Raw genomic sequence first — 18999 nt, 5'->3', positions numbered from 1 at the left:
ACCCCTACGATTGCGTGCCATGAGCGCAGACGGGTTGGAGCAGGCACGGCAGAAGATGGCGGCCGGCGGCGTGCACGAGCGCGCGATCGACGTGTTCGCCCACTACTACGAGCAGGTCGAGTCGGGCGCGACCGGAATGATCGCCGAGTCCGACGTCGAGCCTCTTGTCGATCCGCCGAAGCTCGAGAACCTCCAGCCCGACCCTGACCAGGTGCGCGAGGCGTTGGACGCAACTGCGGTGATCAAGCTCAACGGCGGCCTCGGCACGTCGATGGGCATGGATCGCGCCAAGTCGCTGCTGCCGGTGCGCCCGGGTCGTACGTTCCTCGACATCATCGTCGAGCAGGTGCGGTCACTGCGCTCGGCGTACGACGTGCGGCTGCCGCTGGTGGTGATGAACAGCTTCCGCACGCGCGCCGACACGCTCGCGGCGTTGTCGCCGTACACCGACCTCGCCGTCGACGGGCTGCCGCTCGACTTCCTGCAGAACCGCGAGCCGAAGCTGCGTGCCGACGACCTCACGCCGGTGGAATGGCCGGCGGCTCCCGACCTCGAGTGGTGCCCGCCCGGTCACGGCGACCTGTACACCGCGCTCGAGGTCTCGGGGCTGCTGCGGCAGCTGCTCGACCGCGGCTACCGGTACGCGAGCGTGTCGAACTCCGACAACCTTGGCGCGTCGCCCGACCCGCGCATGGTCGGCTGGTTCGCCGCATCGGGTGCGCCGTACGCCGCCGAGGTGTGCCGTCGTACGCCCGCCGATCGCAAGGGCGGGCACCTCGTCGTACGCAGGGGCGACGGACGCCTCATCCTGCGCGAGACCGCGCAGACCCCGTCCGACGACATGGAGGCGGCGAGCGACATCGACCGGCATCGCTTCTTCCACACCAACAACCTGTGGTTCGACCTTCAGGTGCTCGCCGACACGCTCGACCGCACCGGTGGCGTACTCGGCCTGCCGCTCATCCGCAACGAGAAGACGGTCGACCCGACCGACGCGTCGTCGCCGAAGGTGATCCAGATCGAGACCGCGATGGGCGCGGCCGTCGAGGTGTTCGACGGTGCGGTCGCGGTCGAGGTACCGCGGTCGAGGTTCCTCCCGGTGAAGACGACCAACGACCTGCTGTTGCTGCGCTCCGACGTGTACGAGACCGACGAGCGCGGCATCGTGTCGCTGCAGACGGATGCGGCGCCGCTGATCGATCTCGATCCCGCGTACTACAAGCTGATCGCGGGGTTCGACGCGCGCTTCCCGGCGGGCCCGCCGTCGCTCGTACGAGCGAGGTCGTTGACCGTACGCGGCGACTGGACCTTCGGGCGCGACGTGGCGGTCGACGGAGTGGCGCGACTGCAGGACGAGGGCGCTCCCGCAGCGGTCGCCGACGGCGCAACGCTCACTGCGTAGGGTCACGGCGGTGGCGCGGCGACCGGTGATGCCGGGGGCCGCATTACCCAAGGTCTACTCTTGCTGACCATGGCCCCTGCATCAGGACATGCGACCGAGGGCATGCTCTCGGTCGAAGACCACCTGCGCAATGTCCTCGAACGACTAGGTCCCCTGCAGCCGTACGACCAGTCGTTGCTCGAGGCGTTCGACCTGCCGGTGTGTGAGGACATCGAGAGCCCGATCGACCTGCCTCAGTTCACCAACTCCGCGATGGACGGCTACGCCGTACGGCACGCGGATGTCGAGGGTGCGACGGACGACCGTCCCGCGGTCCTCCCCGTCGTCGGTGAGTCGGCCGCCGGCTCGGCCACGTCGTACGCGTTGTCGCCGGGCTCGGCGATCAAGATCATGACCGGAGCGCCGGTTCCGTCGGGCGCCGACACCGTGATCCCGGTCGAGGCGACCGACGGTGGCGACGGTCAGGTCGCGGTGTACGAAGACCGCCGCCGCGGTGCGCATATCCGCCCGGCCGCGGAGGACGTACGCGTGGGAGACCTCGTACTCGAGGAAGGCGCGATCCTCGGCGCGCGCGAGATCGGGCTGCTCGCATCGCTGGGCCGGTCGCATATCCGCGCGCGGCCGCGTCCGCGGGTCGTCGTCATGTCGACCGGCAGCGAGCTGCGCGAGCCGGGTCAGGAGGTCGGCGCAGACACGATCTACGACGGCAACAGCTACATGCTCGCCGCCGCTGCCCGGGCCGCGGGCGCGATCTCGTACCGAGTCGGCATCGTGCCCGATAGCCCCGACGACTTCGCCGCCGCGCTGTCGGACCAGCTGGTGCGGGCCGATCTGGTGGTCACCAGCGGTGGGGTGAGCATGGGCGACTACGACGTCGTCAAGGAGACGCTCTCGCGGCTCGGTACGGTCGACTTCGTGCAGATCGCGATGCAGCCGGGCAAGCCGCAGGGCTTCGGTTTCGTCGGCGACGAGCGCACGCCGATCCTGACCCTCCCGGGCAACCCGGTGTCGGCGTACGTGTCGTTCGAGGTGTTCGGCGTACCGGCGTTGCGCCGGATGATGGGCCGGCTTCCGTACCGGCGCCCGCTTGTCCAGGCGATGCTCGCCGAAGACATCGCGTCGCCCGACGGCAAGCGGCAGTACGTACGTGCGCACTTCGAGGTCAACCACCGTGGTGCGAAGGTGACGCCGGTCGGGGGCAGCGGGTCACACCTGATCGGCGGTCTGGCTGGCGCGAACGCGTTGATCGTCGTCGACGAGGACGAGACGGCGCTCAACATGGGCGACACCGCGAACGTGCTCGTCCTGGATCAGAACTTCTAGCAGGACACCGGATGAGCGACGACTCCACAAGCCCGGGCCTCACGCACGTCGACTCGCGCGGCGCGGCGCGGATGGTCGACGTGTCCGCCAAGGACGTCACCGCGCGCTCCGCGACCGCGGCCGGCCGGGTGCTCGTCTCGCCGCAGGTCGTGGCCCTGCTGCGGGGGGAGGGCGTGCCGAAGGGCGACGCACTCGCGGTCGCGCGGGTCGCGGGCATCATGGGGGCGAAACGTACGCCCGACCTGGTGCCCCTGTGCCATCCGCTGTCGATCAGCGGGGTGGTCGTCGATCTCGAGGTCGCCGACGACGCGGTCGAGGTCGCGGCCACCGTGCGTACGACCGACCGCACCGGCGTCGAGATGGAGGCGCTCACGGCCGTCGCCACGGCGGCGCTGACCGTGATCGACATGGTGAAGGCCGTCGACAAGCACGCCGTCATCTCCGACGTACGCGTGACGGCCAAGTCGGGTGGGCGTTCCGGCGACTGGACCGAACCGTGAGGGCACGCGTGATCACGTCGTCGAACCGCGCCGCCGCCGGGGTGTACGCCGACACGGGTGGGCCGGTCATCGTCGAGCGCCTGCGGTCGTGGGGCTATGAGGTCGACGATCCGGTGGTTGTCGCTGACGGTGACCCGTTCGGCGCGGCGCTCGCTCAGGCCGTCGCCGATGCGTACGACGTCATCATCAGCACCGGCGGCACCGGCCTTACCCCGACCGACGAGACACCCGAGCAGACGCGGCGCGTGCTCGACCGCGAGGTCCCCGGCATCGCCGAGGAGATCCGCGCGTACGGTGTGCGCGCCGGTGTGCCGACGGCGGTGTTGTCGCGCGGCCTCGCCGGTGTCGCGGGCCGGTCGCTGGTGGTGAACCTGCCCGGATCGAGCGGCGGGGTCAAGGATGGTCTTGCGGTCCTGGAGCCCCTGCTCGCTCATGCGGTCGACCAGATCCACGGCGGCGACCACGCGCGTACGGGTGGTGATCCGTCCTGATCCCCGGCTGGCCCACCACCCTCGAGCGCGGGGCGCTGCGGATGCGACCGCTGAACCGGCGTGACGCCGGCTCGTGGCAGCGACTGCACGAAGCGAACCGCGCCTGGCTGCAGCCGTGGGAGGCGACGGTTCCGCATGGCAGCCGTTATGCCCCGCAGACATTTCGGCGGCTCGTACGCTCGCTGCGCCAACAGGCGCGCGACGGTCGGGCGATGCCGTTCGCGATCTGCTACGACGGCCCGATGGTCGGTCAGCTGACGGTCGCCGGTGTGACGTGGGGGTCGGCGCGATGGGCTCAGATCGGTTACTGGATTGCCGAGTCGCATGCGGGGCGGGGGCTCACGACGCTCGCCGTCGCGATGGCGGTCGACCACTGTTTCAGCGCGGTCGGGCTGCATCGCATCGAGATCGCGATCCGGCCGGAGAATGCCGCGAGCCTGCGCGTGGTGCAGAAGCTCGGTTTCACCGAGGTCGGGCTGTCGCGCGCGTACCTGCACATCGACGGGGACTGGCGCGACCATCTGCTGTTCGCGATGACCGTCGAGGAGGCCGGCGGGCGGCTGGTCGACCGGGTCGTCGACGCCGCCGACGTCTGAACCACACCAGCCACACAAGTTCTCAGCCGACACACCGGCCGGTGTACGGGACCGGGGCCGCGTTTCCGCCTACGGTTTCTTACGTGGTTACGGGACTCATCTACGCAGCGATCGTCGTGCTGTGGGCGGCCTATCTGGTACCCCTCGCACTCCGTCGCTACGACGAGGCGTCGCACGACCGTCCGGTCGAGACGTCCTCGCGGATGCGCATCCTGCGGCGTGGTCGCTCCGAGTCCGCGACGGCAGAGGCAGACGATGGCAATCGACCGGAGTCCGCCACGCCTGCCGAGTCTGCGAAACCAAGCGCCCCGGTCAAGGAGGCCGACGTGTCGCCCGTGGCCGTGACAGAGCAGCGGGAGTCGACCCGCATGGCGATTCGCCGTCGCCGTCGTACGCTCGGCGTGCTGGTGTTCGCGACCGCGCTGGTCGCCGGGTCGGCGTACGCGCTGATCGTGCCGTGGTGGTCGGTGGCGATCCCCGCGGGCCTGGTGGTCGCGTGGCTGGTGGCGTGCCGCATCCAGGTGCTCGGCGAGATCGCCGACGCTGCCGCGCCGAAGGCCATGGGTGACGAGCCGAACGACGAGCCGACCATCGTCATCTCCGCACAGTTCGACGACTATCGACCGGAGCGCAAGAACGTCATGCTCGAGGAGCCACTCGACGAGGGCGCACTCGAGGAGCAGGTCAACGCCGCCGTTCCCGTCGCGACCGAAGAGGGCGGATCGCTGTGGGATCCCGTCCCGGTCACCCTGCCGACGTACGTCGACAAGCCGCGCGCGGCGCGTACCGTCCGCACCATCGACTTCAACGGTTCCGACGCCTGGACGTCGGGCCACGTCGAGGGCGAGCAGACCGAGATGCCGGCAGCGCCGGAGGAGTCCGAGGAGCACAGGCGCGCTGTCGGAGACTGAGGGACCGCGTGGTATCTTCGATCCCGGCGTAAACGCCTTGGGGCTGTGGCGCAGTTGGTAGCGCGTCTCGTTCGCAATGAGAAGGTCAGGGGTTCGATTCCCCTCAGCTCCACCACAACATCGTTGTTCAAGCCGCCGACATCTGCGGTTGGGCTCCCTCGTCCCGCATCCGACAAGGACAAGAAGCGCGACGGCTACCAGCCCTGCTATCGCCCCGTTCGGCGGCTCGCCGTCCGTACCATGTCGGCTCCTCGCTTCTCAGCCGGACGTGACGGTGAGCGCGAGCCTCGTGATGCAACCGGAATCACCGGTGTTCATGGCTCATCGACGTCTGGCTCGGTGCTGCCGTAGGCGGCGAGGAATGCGCGAGCGGCCGCGGCGGCGAGGCGTCTCCGCTCGTCGGCGGTGGGGAGTTCGGCGGGCAGGAACAATGCCCGGTCCTGGGCGATGGAGAGGGCGAGGTAGGCGAAGTGTGCTGCGGCCAGACGCAGGTCGTCCGCGACGACCATGTCGGCGTCGGCGTAGGGTCGCAGACGGTCGGCGATGACGTCGATGCCTCGCGCGGGTGCTTGCTCGTAGTAACGGCGAGCCAGGTCGGGGAATCGTTCAGCCTCGGCGATGATGAGCCGCCGCAGCGACAGCACCTGTGTACGCAGCACGGCGTCCAAGTAGACGTGCGCGACCGCGCGCAACCGCTTCTCGAGTTCGTCCCTGGTGGCGGCGAGGGTGTCACCGAACGCCGCCGCGAGGGTGTCGATCACGTCGTGGGCATTGCCCGTGACACCTTCGACTATCTCGCAGAACAGCGCCTCCTTGTCGGCGAACTGCTTGTAGACCGTCTGTTTGGAAACCGCCGCGACGGAAGCGATCTCGTCCATGCTCGTCCCTCGGAAGCCGTTGCGCAGGAACAGCGTCGTCGCCGCGCTCAGCACCGCTTCACGCTTCTGCGCCGTACGACCAACGACCGCGCCTTCGTCCGCCTTCGTCATGAGGACACGACCTTCATCATCACGACCTCCAAGGTACTAGACCGTCCAGTCCGCCTACCCTCGGTGTATGCCGCAGCGTATCCAGCCACGCTCGATCGAGGCCCGCTCCGGGAGCGGAGGTCGTCATGACTGAGCGAGCGGCGAGCCGGACGGCGGTCTTGGTGTGCCAGGCGCGCGCTGTAGCCGACGAGAGATTGGCCGTCGGGCGTTTCGCCGATCCGATCGCTCGCGACCTGCTGACTCCCGATGAACGCGTCCTCGTCGACCACGTCCGCGAAGAGAAGCTGGCGACCGGATGGGGCGCTGGTATGGAGCTGGAGCTCCTGCGGGCGACTGCCGAAGTGATGGTGCCACGCACCGTCGCCATCGATGATGCCGTGCGTGACACCGTCGCGCCGCAGGTCGTCATTGTCGGCGCCGGGCTGGACGCGCGTGTCTGGCGGATGAGCGAGTTGGCCGAACGTGCCGTCATTGAGGTCGACCTTCCTGCCAGTCAGGACGACAAACGCAGGAGAGCCGCCCGTCTGTCGGCGGTTGCCGGGCGGCTGGACCTCGTCCCGGCGGACCTGAGCCGCGAACACCTGGGCGATGTGCTCGACGGGGCCGGCCATCGAACCGACGTGCCGACGATGTGGATCTGGGAAGGTGTCGTTCCGTATCTCCAGCGGGATGCCGTCGCGGCGACCGTCGCCGCGATCGGCGCACGCTCAGCACCCGGCAGCAGACTCGCCATCAACTACCAGGCCCCGTCACCGATCGCCTCGCTCGGCCGCGCAGCGGTGTGCTGGTCGACCCGGTTGGGCCGGCGCCCCAATCCGATGGCCGGCGAGCCCCAACGGTCAGCCTGGAAGCCCTCGGCCATCGCGGCATTGCTGAAGGGCCACGGCTTCGAGGCCGTCGCCGACGACGATCTGCTCTCTCTGGCGACCGGTCTCGGCATGGCGCCGAAAGCGCGATTCTCACTGCGCAACGGACGGGTTCTCATCGCCGATCGATGACGGCGGCGCGAGCAGGTTGCACGTGTCGTGTCGTGAACGACCGGGAGTCGCCCTCGACGTATAGTACTGGACAGTCCAGTTCGGTTACAATTTTGGTATGCCACAGGATCCAACCACGTTCGACCGGGCCGCTGCGGTCACTCGCAGCCTTCTCGGATGGGGAGTCGTCGCCGGTCCGTTCTATGTCGTGATCGGGCTGGTCCTCGCGCTCACCAGGCCGGGATTCGACCTCGCCTCCCACGCCTTGAGCATGCTGACGCTCGGTGACCACGGGTGGATGCAGCGTGCCAATCTCGTCGTCTCGGCACTCATGGTGCTCGCAGCGGCTTACGGGGTTCTCCGAGTGATCCGCTCCGGCCGCGGGCTCGCGGTCGGGACGCTGACCGGCGTGTATGGGCTCTGCCTCGTCCTGAGTGCGATCTTCCTCCCCGACCCGACAGCAGGATTCCCGCCAGGACGCGCCGACGACACGGTTACGACCAGCGGCATCCTTCACCTGGTGTTCGGCGCCATTGGCTTCGTCTGTCTGGCTGTTGCCGCGTTCGCCTACGCACGGTGGGCGTCGTCGCGCAGCGAGACGGGCCAGTCGCGGGTTGGCATCTGGTGCGGGATCGTCGTCATCGTCGGTTTCGTCGGTGGTGCGGCGCTGGCGCAGTCCGCCATCGGGGTGGCGTTGCTGTGGCTGTCCGTGCTCGCCGGCTGGCTCTGGCTCGCCCTGGCCTGCGCCCATCTCTACACGGTGGTCCCGCACCCGGTGATCGCCCAGCGAGCCACCCCACAGGAGCACGCATGACCGTCTTTCACACCGTTGGAAAGCCGCCGGCGGCAACAACGTCGGCAGGGTGCTCAGGGGGCTTATCCACAAGGGAATATGAGAAAAGTTCGAGAGAGTTCTAGGCCCGGGTAGCCGATGCGAAGAGAATCTGCATTTGTGTACGGATAGCGACCCAAATGCAGATTCCTTCGTCGCCACGGCTGGGGCCGGTACCGACGCGCACGGCAACGATGAAAGCGGACGCGAAGAGCCAGGGAGAGCCGACCGGCGACCGAGCCCACCGGGTACGGATCTCGTCGCCGCCTATCGATCTGCACCGCCGCAAACGGGAAACGGTGAAGGCGGGAAGCCCGCGCATCGTGGCGATCCCTCTCGGGCCTCACTCGTCGCCCGTCAGGTTGAACGCCCGGAGCCGGTTGCCGGTGAGCCAGGCGCCCGCGACGACGGTGACGATGGTCGCGAGCACGGCGTACAGCAACGAGAGGTCGTCGACGAGGGTGACGTCTGCGATGTCGCCGACGACGACGGCCGACCAGCGGGTGATGCTCAACCAGCGGACACCGTCGAGTAGCCCGCCGAGCAGGCTCTCCCAGATCAGCAGGTAGATGAGGCCGATCACCACGGCGTGGCGGGTCAGTACCGACAGCAGCGCGAAGAGTGCGCAGTACGCCGCGCCGCTGATCACCGTTCCGACGGCGTAGGCGACCCCGAGTGACGGCGTGCCCGCCTGCAGTATCAGCCCCGCGATCAGCATCGGGACCGCGCCGAAGGCCGTCACGCATCCGAGCGCGACGACCAGCTTGCTGGCCACCAGCGTGTGCCGCGAGATCGGCTTGGCCAGCAGGTAGGAGATCGAGCCGTCGTCGATCTCCGGTGCCAGCAGTCCCGACGTCGCCAGCAGCGCGATCAGCGGCACGATCACGACGAGGCCGAGCCCGTAGAGGGTGTTCTCCGCGGCGGTGTCGTCATCGCCGACGAGCGCGCGCACCAGCACGGCCATACCCAGCAGGATGACCGGCAGCACGATGAGGATCGCGCCGCGCCATCGGCCGAAGATGCTCCGCACGCCCAGCCGGACGATCGTCCGCGAGATCATGACGACACCAGGTAGGAGAAGACGCTCTCGAGGGACTCGTCCGTCGGGGTGACCTCGTGGAGGCGTACGCCGTGCTCGCGGGCAAGCCTCGGAAGCGCCTCGCTGAAGCGGCCGAAGTCGGACGCCTCCACCTCGATGCCGCCCTCGGGCCGCAGCCGCGCACCGCGTACCGACGGATCGCCCAGCAGGGTCGACGCGAGCAGTCGGTCGTCCGCGGTACGCAGCACGAACCGGTTCGGCCGGTCGGTCATCAGTCGCCGGATCGCGCCGAAGTCACCCGAGGCCGCGTGTCGTCCCGCGACCACGACCTCCACCTGGCGAGCCACCTGCTCGACCTCCTCCAGGATGTGGGAGCTGAACAGCACCGTTCGCCCCTCGGCACCCATGGTGCGCAGCAGATCCATCAGATGGATCCGCTGCCGCGGGTCCATGCCGTTGAACGGCTCATCCAGCAGCAGCACCGGCGGGTCGTGCACCAGCGCCGAGGCCATCTTGATCCGCTGCCGCATCCCCTTGGAGTACGTCGCGATCGTCCGATCCTGCGCTTCGGTCATCTCGACCAGCGCGATCGCCCGATCCGCGGCCGCGCCGGCGGCGGCCAGTTTGTGTAGCTCGGCATTGGCGACGACAAACTGCCGCCCGGTCAGATAGTCGAACAAGGCCTCCCGCTCCGGCACCAGCCCGATGCTGCGGTAGATCTGCTCGTTGCGCCACAGCGGTGCGCCGTCGAGGGTGACCGTGCCGGTCGACGGCGCGAGGAAGCCCGACATCAGGGCGATCAGCGTGGACTTGCCGGCACCGTTGGGCCCGAGCAGGCCGGTCACTCCGGGCCCGATGGTCATGGACACGTCGTTGACCGCGACGACGTTGCGATACCACCGCGACACGTGTTCGATCCGGATCTCGCTCATGCTGTGCCCCCTTCGCCTGAGCACTGCGGTGCCTCGCTCCGGCAGGTCTCGTACCTCGCCCTACCTCCGCGGGGGCTCCTCGCGCTCATGCTGTGCCCCCTTCGCCTGAGCACTGCCGTGCCTCGCTCCAGCAGGTCTCGTACCTCGCCCTACCTCCGCGGGGGCTCCTCGCGCTCATGCCCGCACCCTCCGGTAGCGGGCCATCAGCCCTGCGAGCGTGGCGAGCACGGTCAGCAGTACGACGGCGACGTACAGCAGTCCCATCGCGGTGCTGGTCGGTGGCGTCGGAGTCGCCGCGGGAGCGTCGAAGCAGAAGACCTGCACGCCGTCGACGAGGGTGTACGGCGAGAACAGCCCGGCGACCTCGCCGACCGCCTCGGCGTCGGTCTCCAGCGCGATCCCCTGAATGGACGACACCACCGTGTAGCTGACCACCAGCACCACGACGACCGCCGCCACGGCGAGCCCTCGCCGAACCGTCAGCGCCGCGACGAGTGCCGCCAGCCCGGACAGGCACGCCGCCAGTAGTAGCGCCCCGACGGCGGCGCCGAGGAAGCGCCCGGTCTCCCGACCGAACGGCAGGTCGGCGAGCAGGCCGCCGACGTACATCAGCAACAGCGGCGCACCGATCAGCACGAACGTCGCGACCGTCAGCGACGAAACGCGCACCAGCACGTACGCCGCCCGGGTCATCGGCCGCGCCAGGTAGAGCGTGATGGTGCCGAAGCGCAGGTCGCGCGAGATCAGTGCCGGCGCCTGTGCCGCCACGAAGACGGAGATCATCAGCTGCGTGGTGATCGGGTACGTCGAGTACGCCACGATCTGCTCGTCGAGGCCGAGGAGATCGCGTGCCTGCACGAGCACGCCCACCAGGATCAGTGCCGGGAGCACCACCAGCGTCAGCAGCATCATCGGTAGCACCTTCGACCGCGCGGAGCGGCCGAGCCCGTACGTGTTGCGCAGGCCGGTGAGGAAGAACGACCACGCCACCGCGCCCGCACCGAGGCGCGGCCCGCCGTAGGGGCGGTAGCCGAGGTCGTGGATGACGCCGGTTCCCTGCCCTCGCGGAGCGGGGTCAGACGGGCTGGACACTGCCTGCACCCCCGTCGCGGAAGACGTCCTCGATGCGGTGGTGGCGCTCCTGCATCCGCACCAGACCGAGACCGAGGTCGACGGTGAGGTCGCGTACGAGGTCCGGTGTGCTCGCGTCGCGTACGTCGACCTCGATCAGGGCGCCCTCGGCGGGGCGGGCCTCCAGCCCGGCGGCGACCAGCGCCTGGCCGAGCAGCCGGTCGGCGTCGGGCAGGCCCTGTACCTCGACGAGGAGGCTGCCGGTCGCGTACAGGAAGTCGGTCGTCGCCGAGGAGCGCAAGAGCCTGCCGCTGTCGAGCACGACGACGTGGTCGCTCACCTGCTCCAGCTCGCCGAGCAGGTGCGAGGTGACCAGCACCGCGATGCCGAACTCCTTGCCTACCCGGCGGACGAGGGTGAGCATGTCGTTGCGTGAGGACGGATCGAGCCCGTTGGTCGGCTCGTCGAGGAGTACCAGCCTCGGGTCGTGCACCAGCGCCTGAGCGAGCTTCGCGCGCTGCTTCATGCCGGTCGAGTAGCCCCCGATCGGACGGTAGCGTTCCTCGGCCAGACCGACGTGGCGGAGTACGTCGGCCGCCCGTTCGCGCGCGGCGGCGTACGGCAGCCCCGACATCTGACCCAGATGCACGACCATGTCGCTGGCCGACGTGTCTGCCGGGAGACAGTCGTGCTCGGGCATGTAGCCGACCAGCGACCGAATCCGTCCACCCTCGGTGGCGACATCGTGCCCGAGCACCGTCGCCGTCCCACTCGTTGCGGGAACCAAGCCCAGCAGGATCTTGATCAGCGTCGACTTGCCCGCACCGTTGGCGCCGACCAGCCCGGTGACGCCGTCACCGACATTCACGTCCAGTTGGTCGAGCGCGGTCACACGTGCGTACCTCTTGGTCAGGCCCGCGGTCTCGATGACGCTCACCCGGCCAACCTAGCGGGTCGGTGGCGACGCCGATGAGTTCCGCGGTGGCGCCGCGTCTGTATCCACGAAGCCGACCGGTCGCACCCGAGGAGACCACGATGACCGCTACCTACACCTTCGACGTCTTCGCGAGCCTCGACGGCTACGGCACCAATAGCGGCAGCTGGGGCGGCTACTGGGGAAAGCAGGGCCCGGAGCTGCTCGAGCACCGGCTCGCGTTGTACGACGCGGAGCAGCGGATGGTCTTCGGGGCCAACACCTATCGCGCGTTCGCGCGGATGCTGGCGTCGAGTACCGACGAGTCCGAGGTACGTGACGCCTGGGTCACCCGGATGCGGAACCTGCCGGCGACGGTTGTCTCGACCACCCTGGAGGGTCCCCTCGACTGGCCGGACGCGACCGTCGCGAGCGGTGACGCCGTCGACGTCGTCGCCCGCCTCAAGCAACAGTCCGAGGTGCCGTTGCGCTCGCACGGCAGCCTGTCTATGAACCGCGCGTTGATGGCCGCCGGTCTCGTCGACCACGTCCAGGTGACGATCTTCCCGGTGATCACCGGCCAGACCGGGACCGAACCGGTCTTCGCCGATGCGGCCGACTTCGACCTCGAGCTGGTCGACACCCGCACCCTCGACCGCGACATCCAACAGCTCACCTACCGGCCGAGCGTGCATGTCTGAGCGGCCGGGGGACGTGCGCACGCTCCTTCGGCGTCGTACGCTCGGCGGCATTCGATGAGCAGGAGAGGGAGGGCGTGACGATGCGCAACACCGAACTCGAGCACCTCGATGTTCTCGTCGGTACCTGGCGGCTGACCCTCTCGGACGCGTGGTTCCTCGAGCCGGCCGGCACCGAGGTGCACGGCTCGGCAACCGTCGAGTGGCTCGGTGACGCGTTCGTGATCGTGCGGTCGGAGCTCGACGGCGAGCTGAGCATCGCGATCCTCGAACCCGGGTGAACAAATAGACATTTGCTACGCCAGGGCATAACAAATGTCTATTTGTCCGGCCGAGCCCGCCTAACGCTCCGGCGCGACACCGGAGGACTCCCGCAGCACGAGACCGGTCGGCAGCCGGATCTGGTGCAGCGATCCGCCCGTCTCCCCTCGAGGAGTACGACCGGCGAACTGGTCCAGCAGCAGCTCGATCGCCAGCCGGCCGGCGTGCGCTCCGGGACCACCGAGCGTCGTCAGTGTCGGCTGTACGAACTCGGCCGCGAAGATGTCGTCGAAGCCGACGACGCTGATGTCGTCGGGCACCCGCACACCACGCTGGGCGAGGCGTCGCAGCACGCCGATGGCGAGGAGGTCGTTGTGCGCGACCAGCGCCGTTGTGTCGGCGCGCAGGGCCCCGTCGGCCGCGGCGCCGCCGTTCGCAACGGTCGGCGTGTACGGGCCGATCCGCCGGGCGGCGAGCCCGTACTCCTCGGCGCCGGCGCTCAGTGCGGCCCAGCGCGTGGCGCCCATCCACGAGCCGGGCGGTCCGGCGCAGTACGTGAACCCCGCATGCCCGAAGGAGGCGAAGTGCTCAAGGATCTGGCGGCACCCGGCAGCAGTGTCGAGAGCGACGCTGGCCAATCCGGGAAGCTCCCGGTTCAGCAACACGATGCGGTGCCGCTCTGCCAGGTCGCGTAGCTCGTGGTCATGCAGTCGGCTCGATGCCAGTACGAACCCGTCGACCGTTGGTGCGAGCCCGTTGACCTGGTCCAGTTCGATCCGCGGCGACTCCTCGGCGTTGACGATGACAAGTGTCGTCTCGGCGGCCTTGGCTCGCTGCTCCGCGCCACGGATGAGCTCGAAGAAGTGCGGGTTGGTGATGTCCGAGAGCACCATCGCGACGGTCCGATGCTGCGAACGCGACACCGGCCGCGCCCGCGGGTCCGGTACGTACCCGAGCTCGCCGGCGGCATCGAGCACCCGTTTCCGGGTGGGTTCGCTGACCCGACCCGGCTTGCTGAACGCGCGCGAAACGGTGGACGCGGCGACACCCGCTCGTCGGGCCACGTCGTAGATCGTCGGCTGCTCCACGCCGTCATGTAGCCACGAAAGTGGCAACTTTGGCAACTACTTGCCGCGGTTGCACGGGCGTTCCTAGTGTGCGGAACCTGTGACAGCGACCACACCGCCGGGTGCGCCGGCGGCGAAGGAGTGCCCACCGTGTCCGCAGTCCCCGTTCGTACGCGGCGCTCGCCGCTTGCGCGCCTGATACGGATCTTGACGGCAGTCGAGATGGGCGTTGCGTGTCTTGCGCTCGCGCTCATCTTCGTACTGGTGTTGTTGCAGGCCGCCCAACGCTACCTGCCGATCGACAGCTTCACCTGGACCGCCGAGCTCTCCCAGTTCGGCCTGGTCTGGCTGACGTTCGCCGCCGCCGGCGTCCTCGTCACCCGCGACGGGCACATTGCCCTGCAACTCGTCGACAACATCCCGAACGAGCTGGTGGTTCGCGCCCTGCACGTGCTCGCGCTGGTACTGGTCACCGTCATCGGCGCCGGGTTCGCCTGGGCGTGCGAGAGCCTCGTGGAGGAGTCGAAGAACCTCTCCTCACCGTCGCTCGGACTCCCGATGTCGTGGGTGTACGTGATCCCCATGATCGGATTCGCCAGTACGGCGGTCCGGGCGGCCGTCGGTGCGGCCCTCGTGGCGCGGTACGGCGTGCCCGCATCGAGCGGGTCGGACGAGCTCGACATCCAGGTCAACGGGCCCGTCGACCTCGACGGCCGGGTCGAAGGCGAGGCAAGGCCGTGACCGTCACGCTGCTGCTGCTCGCCATCATCGCGCTGTTGATACTGCGCGTTCCCGTCGCCTTCGCGTTCCTCGGGCCCGGCCTGGCGTACCTGTTGTTGACCGACCAGTCGCTCGGCCTCGCCATGCGGCTGATCGCCGACTCCACCGCGAGCTTCCCGCTCCTCGCCGTCCCGTTGTTCGTACTGCTCGGCGTGGTGGCGAACCACGCCGGTATCGCCGACCGCCTCTTCGACTTCGCACTCGCGCTGTTCGGCAGGGTCCGCGGGGGTCTCGGGTACGTCAGTGTCGGCGTCAGCCTGGGGTTCTCCTGGATGAGCGGGTCTGCGGTCGCCGATGCTGCCGCGCTGAGCAAGGTGGAGATTCCGGCCATGGCCCGCAACGGTTATTCGCGCCGGTTCGGTCTCGGCGTCGTCGGCGCTTCCGCGCTGATCGCACCCGTGATGCCGCCGAGCATCCCCGCCGTCATCTTCGCGGGGCAGGCGGCCGTGTCGACCGGGGCGCTGTTCGCCGCGTCGGTGATCCCCGCAATCCTGATGGCGATCGGGCTCTGCATCACGGTCTTCCTCCTGGTGCGCCGCCAGGCCGACATCCAACACATCGGGTTCTCCTGGGCGCGGGTCGCTCATACCGGCCGGCGGGTGATCCTCCCGCTCGGTGCGCCGGTGATCATCCTGGGCGGCATCCTCGCCGGCTATTTCACCCCGACCGAGGCGGCGGCCGTAGGCGCGCTGTACATGTTCGTGCTCGGCTTCGCGTACCGCGCACTCCACGTACGCATGCTGGCGCGGATCTTCTCGGAGACGGTGATGACGACCGCGGCGATCATGCTGATCGTGTCCTCCGCGGCATTGCTCGGGTACGTGCTCGCGCGCGAGCGGGTGCCGCAGGATCTCGCCGAGTTCGTGCTGGGGCTCACCGACGACGGCACGGTGTTCCTGTTGCTGGTCGCCGTCCTGATGCTGCTCCTGGGCACGGTCATCGACGCCACCGCGACGCTCGTCCTGGTGGTGCCGATCCTGATGCCGATCAGCATGCAGCTCGGCGTCGACCCCATCGTGCTCGGCGTGCTGATGATCATCTCGCTGATGATCGGGCTGCTCACGCCACCGGTCGGCACGGTGCTCTACGTACTCAGCTCGACGCAGAAGGTCCCGGTGGGAGAGGTATTCCGGGGCACGCTTCCGTTCCTCGTACCGCTCGTCGTCGTCTGTCTGACAGTCATCGCGTTTCCGGGCTACGTGACGTGGTTGCCGGATCGGCTCGGCCTATGAACCTCGGGATTGCCCCTACCCCATCAGTGAAGTGCGGGCTACCGGTCCCATCCGGCGGCCCAGGAAAGGAAGTCCGATGAAGACCAACCGTGAGAGGCTCGCGCTCGTCGCAGCCCTGAGTGTCCCGTTGGCGCTGGCCGCCTGTGGCGGCGACGACTCGTCCGGCGGAGGCGACGTCGAGCTGACCCTCGCCCACAGCTACACCGAGGACCAGCCACAGCACACCTGTGGCGCTGAGGTGATCAAGGACGAGGTCGAGGCCGCCGATGTCGGGGTGTCGGTAGAGATCTACCCCGCCAGCCAGCTCGGCGAGGACGCCGACCGGATCGCCTCCGTGCAGTCCGGCGACATCGACATCGACATCCAGGGCGCGTCCGCGCTGGCGGCCGTGTACGACCCGGTCGGCGTGATCGACGCGGCGTACGCGTTCGACGACGCCGCGCATCTGGAGAGGTTCTTCGAGGAGGGTGCGGCCGACCAGCTCCGCAAGGACTTCAAGGCCGCCTCCGACGTCTCGATCCTCGGCGCATGGTCGGCCGGTGCGCGCGAGTTCACCGCGAACAAGCCGATCCGCGAGCCGGCGGACCTCGAAGGGCTGCGGATGCGATTCCCCGGATCTCCGCAGTTCCTGCTGAATGCCAAGGCACTCGGTGCGGATGCGACCGAGGTCGCGTACGAGGAGCTGTACCTCGCGCTGCAGCAGGGCGTCGTCGACGGTCAGGAGAATCCGCTGACCAACATCGACGCCAGCAACCTCGTGGAGGTGCAGGACTATCTCAGCATCTCCGACCATGCACAGAACTCGAACCTGATCGTGGCCGCGCCGTCGTACGACGATCTGACGAGCGAGCAGCAGTCCGCGCTCGACGACGCTGTGGCCGCCGCCGTGAAGCAGATGCCGGGGTGCGTCGAGAAGGCAGAGAAGGAGATCCTCGACAAATGGGAGAGCGAGGACGCGATCGACATCGTCGATGACGTCGACCAGGAGGCGTTCGCCGACCAGACCGACGCCTGGTTCCGCGAGAACCTCAAGGGTGACTCGCTCGCGGTCTACGAGGCAATCAAGGACTCGGCGCAGTGACGGGCGTTGGGGGCGACCCCAGCGCCGCCGTCCCTACCTACCGCGGGTCGGTGGACGCCGCCGACCTGGGGTGGACACTCACCCACGAGCACCTGTTCGTGCTGTTCCCCGAGCTGGATCGAGAGCACCCTCATCCCGAGTGGGATCCCGACGCCGCGGTGGCGTCGGCCGTACGCGGGCTCGAGGAGCTCTTCGATCTCGGCGTTCGAACGGTCGTCGACCTCACCGTGCCCGGCTTGGGGCGTAGTGCCGAGCTGGTCGGCCGGGTCGCACGGCGGGTGCGGGTGAACATCGTCGCGGCGACCGGTTGGTACACCGACGACGTCCTGCCTCCGTACTTTCGCACCCACGGTCCGGGTCGCCTGGTCGGTGGTCCGGACCCGCTCGTCGAGATCCTCCGGCGCGACGTCGTCGACGGGATCGGTGAGACCGGCGTACGCGCGGGCGTACTGAAGGCCGTCACCGACGCACCGGGTCTCACGCCGGACGTGGTTCGGGTGATGGAGGCGGCCGCGACCGTCCACCACGAGACCGGGGTGCCGGTCACGACCCACAGCAACCCGGCGCTGCGTAACGGCCTCGACCAGGCGCGCTTCTTCCTCGAGCGCGGCGTACCGGCATCGCACCTGGTCATCGGCCACAGCGGCGACAGCACCGACCTCGACTACGTCCTCGAGCTCGTCGACACCGGAGCCACCCTCGGGATGGACCGCTTCGGCATGTCGCACACAGGCGACGACACGACCCGGATCGCGATGGTCGCGGAGCTGGTCCGTCGGGGGTACGCGAGCCAGCTGGTGCTCTCGCACGACAGCGCGTACTTCAGCCGGATCACGCCTCCCTCCTGGCGGCGCACGAACGCACCGCACTGGACGCCCGACCACCTGAGCCGTCGCGTCGTACCAACGCTGCGAGATCAGGGAGTCGACGACGCGGCGATCGAGACCATGATGATCGCCAACCCACGCCGGCTGCTGACGGCCGCACCCGTCGGAGCGGTCCGATGACGCGCTACAAGGTGGGACTGCTCGGTCACGGGATCGGGCCGTCCCTCTCGCCCGCCATGCATATGCGGGAGGCCGAGCATCTCGGCCTCGAGTACGAGTACCGAACCGTCGACCTGATCGACTCGCCGGACGTCGACCTCGGCGCCGAGCTGAGTCGGCTCGAAGCGGAAGGGTTCGTCGCGACCAACGTGACGCATCCGTACAAGTTGGCGGTGCTGGAGTACGTCGACGAACGCAGCGACGTCGTACGCCGGGTCGGCTCGGCCAACCTGGTGCTCCTCGGAGAAGGCAGGCGCACGGCGCACAACACCGACTGCACCGGATTTCGTGCCGCCCTCGAGCTCTTCCTCGCCGGGCGCCCGGCCGGAGGGACCGTGGTGCAGGTCGGAGCGGGAGGTGCCGGGCTGGCGACCGCATCCTCCTTGGTCGACATGGATCTCGACCGCGTCGTCGTCCATGACCTCAACGAGGACGCCACCTCGGCGATGGTGCAGCGGTTCGCCGAGGCGTCCGGCGGACGTCTGGTCACCAGCGGAGGCCGAATCGACGAGTGGCTCCCGGTCGCGGACGGCGTGGTGCATGTGACGCCGACCGGCATGAAACAGCACCCGGGCGTCGCGATCGACGTCGAGCGCCTGCGTCCGTCCGCGTGGGTGGCGGAAGTCGTGTACTTCCCGCTGGAGACCGAGCTGGTCAGACGAGCCCGCGCGCGAGGGCTCGCAACCCTCGACGGCGGTGGGATGGCCGTCGGTCAGGCGGTCGACAGCCTGCGGCTGATCACCGGCAGGGAACCGAACACGGCGCGGATGCACGCGCATTTCGACGAGCTGATCGCATCCGCCGACCGCGCCGGGCACTGAGCCGGCGAAGGACGAACCCGACCGAAAGGAGATCGAG

General features: G+C 68.8%; 21 protein-coding genes and 1 tRNA gene. 16 read left to right on the top strand and 6 right to left on the bottom strand.

The genetic code is table 11. From position 1 onward, the window contains the following. Window positions 1-19: 19 nt before the first annotated feature. From L0C25_RS06100 to L0C25_RS06070, 7 genes are all read left to right on the top strand, one after another. Window positions 20-1402, top strand: coding sequence for a UTP--glucose-1-phosphate uridylyltransferase (locus L0C25_RS06100; protein WP_271635545.1), 1383 nt, complete (start codon window positions 20-22; stop codon window positions 1400-1402). A gap of 69 nt (window positions 1403-1471) precedes the next feature. After that, on the top strand, window positions 1472-2725 hold the full coding sequence (gene glp, locus L0C25_RS06095; RefSeq protein ID WP_271635544.1) for a molybdotransferase-like divisome protein Glp: 1254 nt from the start codon (window positions 1472-1474) through the stop codon (window positions 2723-2725). A gap of 11 nt (window positions 2726-2736) precedes the next feature. Further along, on the top strand, window positions 2737-3225 hold the full coding sequence (gene moaC / locus L0C25_RS06090) for a cyclic pyranopterin monophosphate synthase MoaC (protein ID WP_271635543.1): 489 nt from the start codon (window positions 2737-2739) through the stop codon (window positions 3223-3225). Continuing rightward, window positions 3222-3716, top strand: coding sequence for a MogA/MoaB family molybdenum cofactor biosynthesis protein (locus tag L0C25_RS06085; protein ID WP_271635542.1), 495 nt, complete (start codon window positions 3222-3224; stop codon window positions 3714-3716). The genes moaC and L0C25_RS06085 overlap by 4 nt, the downstream gene beginning before the upstream one ends. Before the next feature lie 41 nt (window positions 3717-3757). After that, window positions 3758-4312, top strand: coding sequence for a GNAT family N-acetyltransferase (locus L0C25_RS06080; protein ID WP_271635541.1), 555 nt, complete (start codon window positions 3758-3760; stop codon window positions 4310-4312). A gap of 83 nt (window positions 4313-4395) precedes the next feature. Next, on the top strand, window positions 4396-5223 hold the full coding sequence (gene sepX, locus L0C25_RS06075) for a divisome protein SepX/GlpR (protein WP_271635540.1): 828 nt from the start codon (window positions 4396-4398) through the stop codon (window positions 5221-5223). A gap of 39 nt (window positions 5224-5262) precedes the next feature. Further along, a tRNA-Ala gene (locus L0C25_RS06070) sits at window positions 5263-5338 on the top strand. A gap of 199 nt (window positions 5339-5537) precedes the next feature. Here the strand turns inward: L0C25_RS06070 and L0C25_RS06065 are convergent. Beyond that, window positions 5538-6212, bottom strand: a complete 675-nt coding sequence (locus L0C25_RS06065; RefSeq protein ID WP_271635539.1) for a TetR/AcrR family transcriptional regulator — start codon at window positions 6210-6212, stop codon at window positions 5538-5540. Window positions 6213-6337: 125 nt separating this feature from the next. Here L0C25_RS06065 and L0C25_RS06060 point away from each other — a divergent pair, with 125 nt between their 5' ends. Together L0C25_RS06060 and L0C25_RS06055 are read left to right on the top strand one after the other, a co-directional pair. Further along, window positions 6338-7210 (top strand): class I SAM-dependent methyltransferase, encoded by an 873-nt coding sequence (locus L0C25_RS06060; RefSeq protein ID WP_271635538.1) that lies wholly within the window; start codon window positions 6338-6340, stop codon window positions 7208-7210. A gap of 97 nt (window positions 7211-7307) precedes the next feature. Continuing rightward, on the top strand, window positions 7308-8003 hold the full coding sequence (locus L0C25_RS06055; RefSeq protein ID WP_271635537.1) for a DUF998 domain-containing protein: 696 nt from the start codon (window positions 7308-7310) through the stop codon (window positions 8001-8003). Between the two features lie 361 nt (window positions 8004-8364). Here L0C25_RS06055 and L0C25_RS06050 read toward each other — a convergent pair whose 3' ends face one another. From L0C25_RS06050 to L0C25_RS06035, 4 genes are all read right to left on the bottom strand, one after another. Beyond that, window positions 8365-9081: an ABC transporter permease gene (locus tag L0C25_RS06050; protein WP_271635536.1), complete on the bottom strand. Its 717-nt coding sequence runs from the start codon at window positions 9079-9081 to the stop codon at window positions 8365-8367. Then, window positions 9078-9992, bottom strand: coding sequence for an ABC transporter ATP-binding protein (locus tag L0C25_RS06045; RefSeq protein ID WP_271635535.1), 915 nt, complete (start codon window positions 9990-9992; stop codon window positions 9078-9080). The genes L0C25_RS06050 and L0C25_RS06045 overlap by 4 nt, the downstream gene beginning before the upstream one ends. Window positions 9993-10166: 174 nt before the next feature. Continuing rightward, a complete protein-coding gene (locus L0C25_RS06040) occupies window positions 10167-11084 on the bottom strand; it encodes an ABC transporter permease (protein WP_271635534.1) in 918 nt (305 codons plus the stop codon). Continuing rightward, window positions 11068-12000 carry an ABC transporter ATP-binding protein gene (locus L0C25_RS06035; RefSeq protein WP_271635533.1) on the bottom strand — a complete coding sequence of 311 codons (933 nt, stop codon included), beginning with the start codon at window positions 11998-12000 and terminating at the stop codon, window positions 11068-11070. The genes L0C25_RS06040 and L0C25_RS06035 overlap by 17 nt, the downstream gene beginning before the upstream one ends. Window positions 12001-12098: 98 nt before the next feature. Here L0C25_RS06035 and L0C25_RS06030 point away from each other — a divergent pair, with 98 nt between their 5' ends. Both L0C25_RS06030 and L0C25_RS06025 read left to right on the top strand, forming a co-directional pair. Beyond that, on the top strand, window positions 12099-12677 hold the full coding sequence (locus L0C25_RS06030; RefSeq protein WP_271635532.1) for a dihydrofolate reductase family protein: 579 nt from the start codon (window positions 12099-12101) through the stop codon (window positions 12675-12677). Between the two features lie 80 nt (window positions 12678-12757). After that, the gene (locus tag L0C25_RS06025) at window positions 12758-12955 is read left to right on the top strand and encodes a hypothetical protein (RefSeq protein ID WP_271635531.1); all 198 of its coding nucleotides are present in this window, start codon (window positions 12758-12760) and stop codon (window positions 12953-12955) included. A gap of 60 nt (window positions 12956-13015) precedes the next feature. Here the strand turns inward: L0C25_RS06025 and L0C25_RS06020 are convergent, their stop codons facing one another. Continuing rightward, window positions 13016-14023: a LacI family DNA-binding transcriptional regulator gene (locus tag L0C25_RS06020; RefSeq protein WP_271635530.1), complete on the bottom strand. Its 1008-nt coding sequence runs from the start codon at window positions 14021-14023 to the stop codon at window positions 13016-13018. Between the two features lie 129 nt (window positions 14024-14152). Here L0C25_RS06020 and L0C25_RS06015 point away from each other — a divergent pair, with 129 nt between their 5' ends. From L0C25_RS06015 to L0C25_RS05995, 5 genes are all read left to right on the top strand, one after another. After that, window positions 14153-14743 carry a TRAP transporter small permease gene (locus tag L0C25_RS06015; RefSeq protein WP_271635529.1) on the top strand — a complete coding sequence of 197 codons (591 nt, stop codon included), beginning with the start codon at window positions 14153-14155 and terminating at the stop codon, window positions 14741-14743. Continuing rightward, complete coding sequence (locus L0C25_RS06010; RefSeq protein WP_271635528.1) at window positions 14740-16014, top strand: TRAP transporter large permease; 1275 nt, start codon at window positions 14740-14742, stop codon at window positions 16012-16014. The genes L0C25_RS06015 and L0C25_RS06010 overlap by 4 nt, the downstream gene beginning before the upstream one ends. A 76-nt stretch (window positions 16015-16090) precedes the next feature. Beyond that, a complete protein-coding gene (locus L0C25_RS06005) occupies window positions 16091-17095 on the top strand; it encodes a DctP family TRAP transporter solute-binding subunit (protein WP_271635527.1) in 1005 nt (334 codons plus the stop codon). Next, the gene (locus L0C25_RS06000) at window positions 17092-18102 is read left to right on the top strand and encodes a phosphotriesterase family protein (RefSeq protein WP_271635526.1); all 1011 of its coding nucleotides are present in this window, start codon (window positions 17092-17094) and stop codon (window positions 18100-18102) included. Before L0C25_RS06005 ends, L0C25_RS06000 begins: the two co-directional genes overlap by 4 nt. Then, window positions 18099-18962 (top strand): shikimate dehydrogenase, encoded by an 864-nt coding sequence (locus L0C25_RS05995; RefSeq protein ID WP_271635525.1) that lies wholly within the window; start codon window positions 18099-18101, stop codon window positions 18960-18962. The genes L0C25_RS06000 and L0C25_RS05995 overlap by 4 nt, the downstream gene beginning before the upstream one ends. The last annotated feature ends 37 nt before the right edge of the window (window positions 18963-18999 follow it).

Origin of the sequence: Solicola gregarius, from assembly GCF_025790165.1 — a bacterium.
GTDB classification, from domain to species: domain Bacteria; phylum Actinomycetota; class Actinomycetes; order Propionibacteriales; family Nocardioidaceae; genus Solicola; species Solicola gregarius.
This window is presented reverse-complemented; position numbering and strand designations above follow the sequence as displayed.

What these genes read in the sequence shown, in the direction of transcription:
- L0C25_RS06025 (WP_271635531.1), top strand. Translation starts at nt 12,758, where the DNA reads ATGCGCAACACCGAACTCGAGCACCTCGATGTTCTCGTCGGTACCTGG.
- glp (WP_271635544.1), top strand. Translation starts at nt 1,472, where the DNA reads ATGGCCCCTGCATCAGGACATGCGACCGAGGGCATGCTCTCGGTCGAA.
- L0C25_RS06060 (WP_271635538.1), top strand. Translation starts at nt 6,338, where the DNA reads ATGACTGAGCGAGCGGCGAGCCGGACGGCGGTCTTGGTGTGCCAGGCG.
- L0C25_RS06045 (WP_271635535.1), bottom strand. Translation starts at nt 9,992, where the DNA reads ATGAGCGAGATCCGGATCGAACACGTGTCGCGGTGGTATCGCAACGTC.
- L0C25_RS06055 (WP_271635537.1), top strand. Translation starts at nt 7,308, where the DNA reads ATGCCACAGGATCCAACCACGTTCGACCGGGCCGCTGCGGTCACTCGC.
- L0C25_RS06050 (WP_271635536.1), bottom strand. Translation starts at nt 9,081, where the DNA reads ATGATCTCGCGGACGATCGTCCGGCTGGGCGTGCGGAGCATCTTCGGC.
- L0C25_RS06100 (WP_271635545.1), top strand. Translation starts at nt 20, where the DNA reads ATGAGCGCAGACGGGTTGGAGCAGGCACGGCAGAAGATGGCGGCCGGC.
- L0C25_RS05995 (WP_271635525.1), top strand. Translation starts at nt 18,099, where the DNA reads ATGACGCGCTACAAGGTGGGACTGCTCGGTCACGGGATCGGGCCGTCC.
- L0C25_RS06080 (WP_271635541.1), top strand. Translation starts at nt 3,758, where the DNA reads ATGCGACCGCTGAACCGGCGTGACGCCGGCTCGTGGCAGCGACTGCAC.
- L0C25_RS06005 (WP_271635527.1), top strand. Translation starts at nt 16,091, where the DNA reads ATGAAGACCAACCGTGAGAGGCTCGCGCTCGTCGCAGCCCTGAGTGTC.
- L0C25_RS06065 (WP_271635539.1), bottom strand. Translation starts at nt 6,212, where the DNA reads ATGACGAAGGCGGACGAAGGCGCGGTCGTTGGTCGTACGGCGCAGAAG.
- L0C25_RS06030 (WP_271635532.1), top strand. Translation starts at nt 12,099, where the DNA reads ATGACCGCTACCTACACCTTCGACGTCTTCGCGAGCCTCGACGGCTAC.
- moaC (WP_271635543.1), top strand. Translation starts at nt 2,737, where the DNA reads ATGAGCGACGACTCCACAAGCCCGGGCCTCACGCACGTCGACTCGCGC.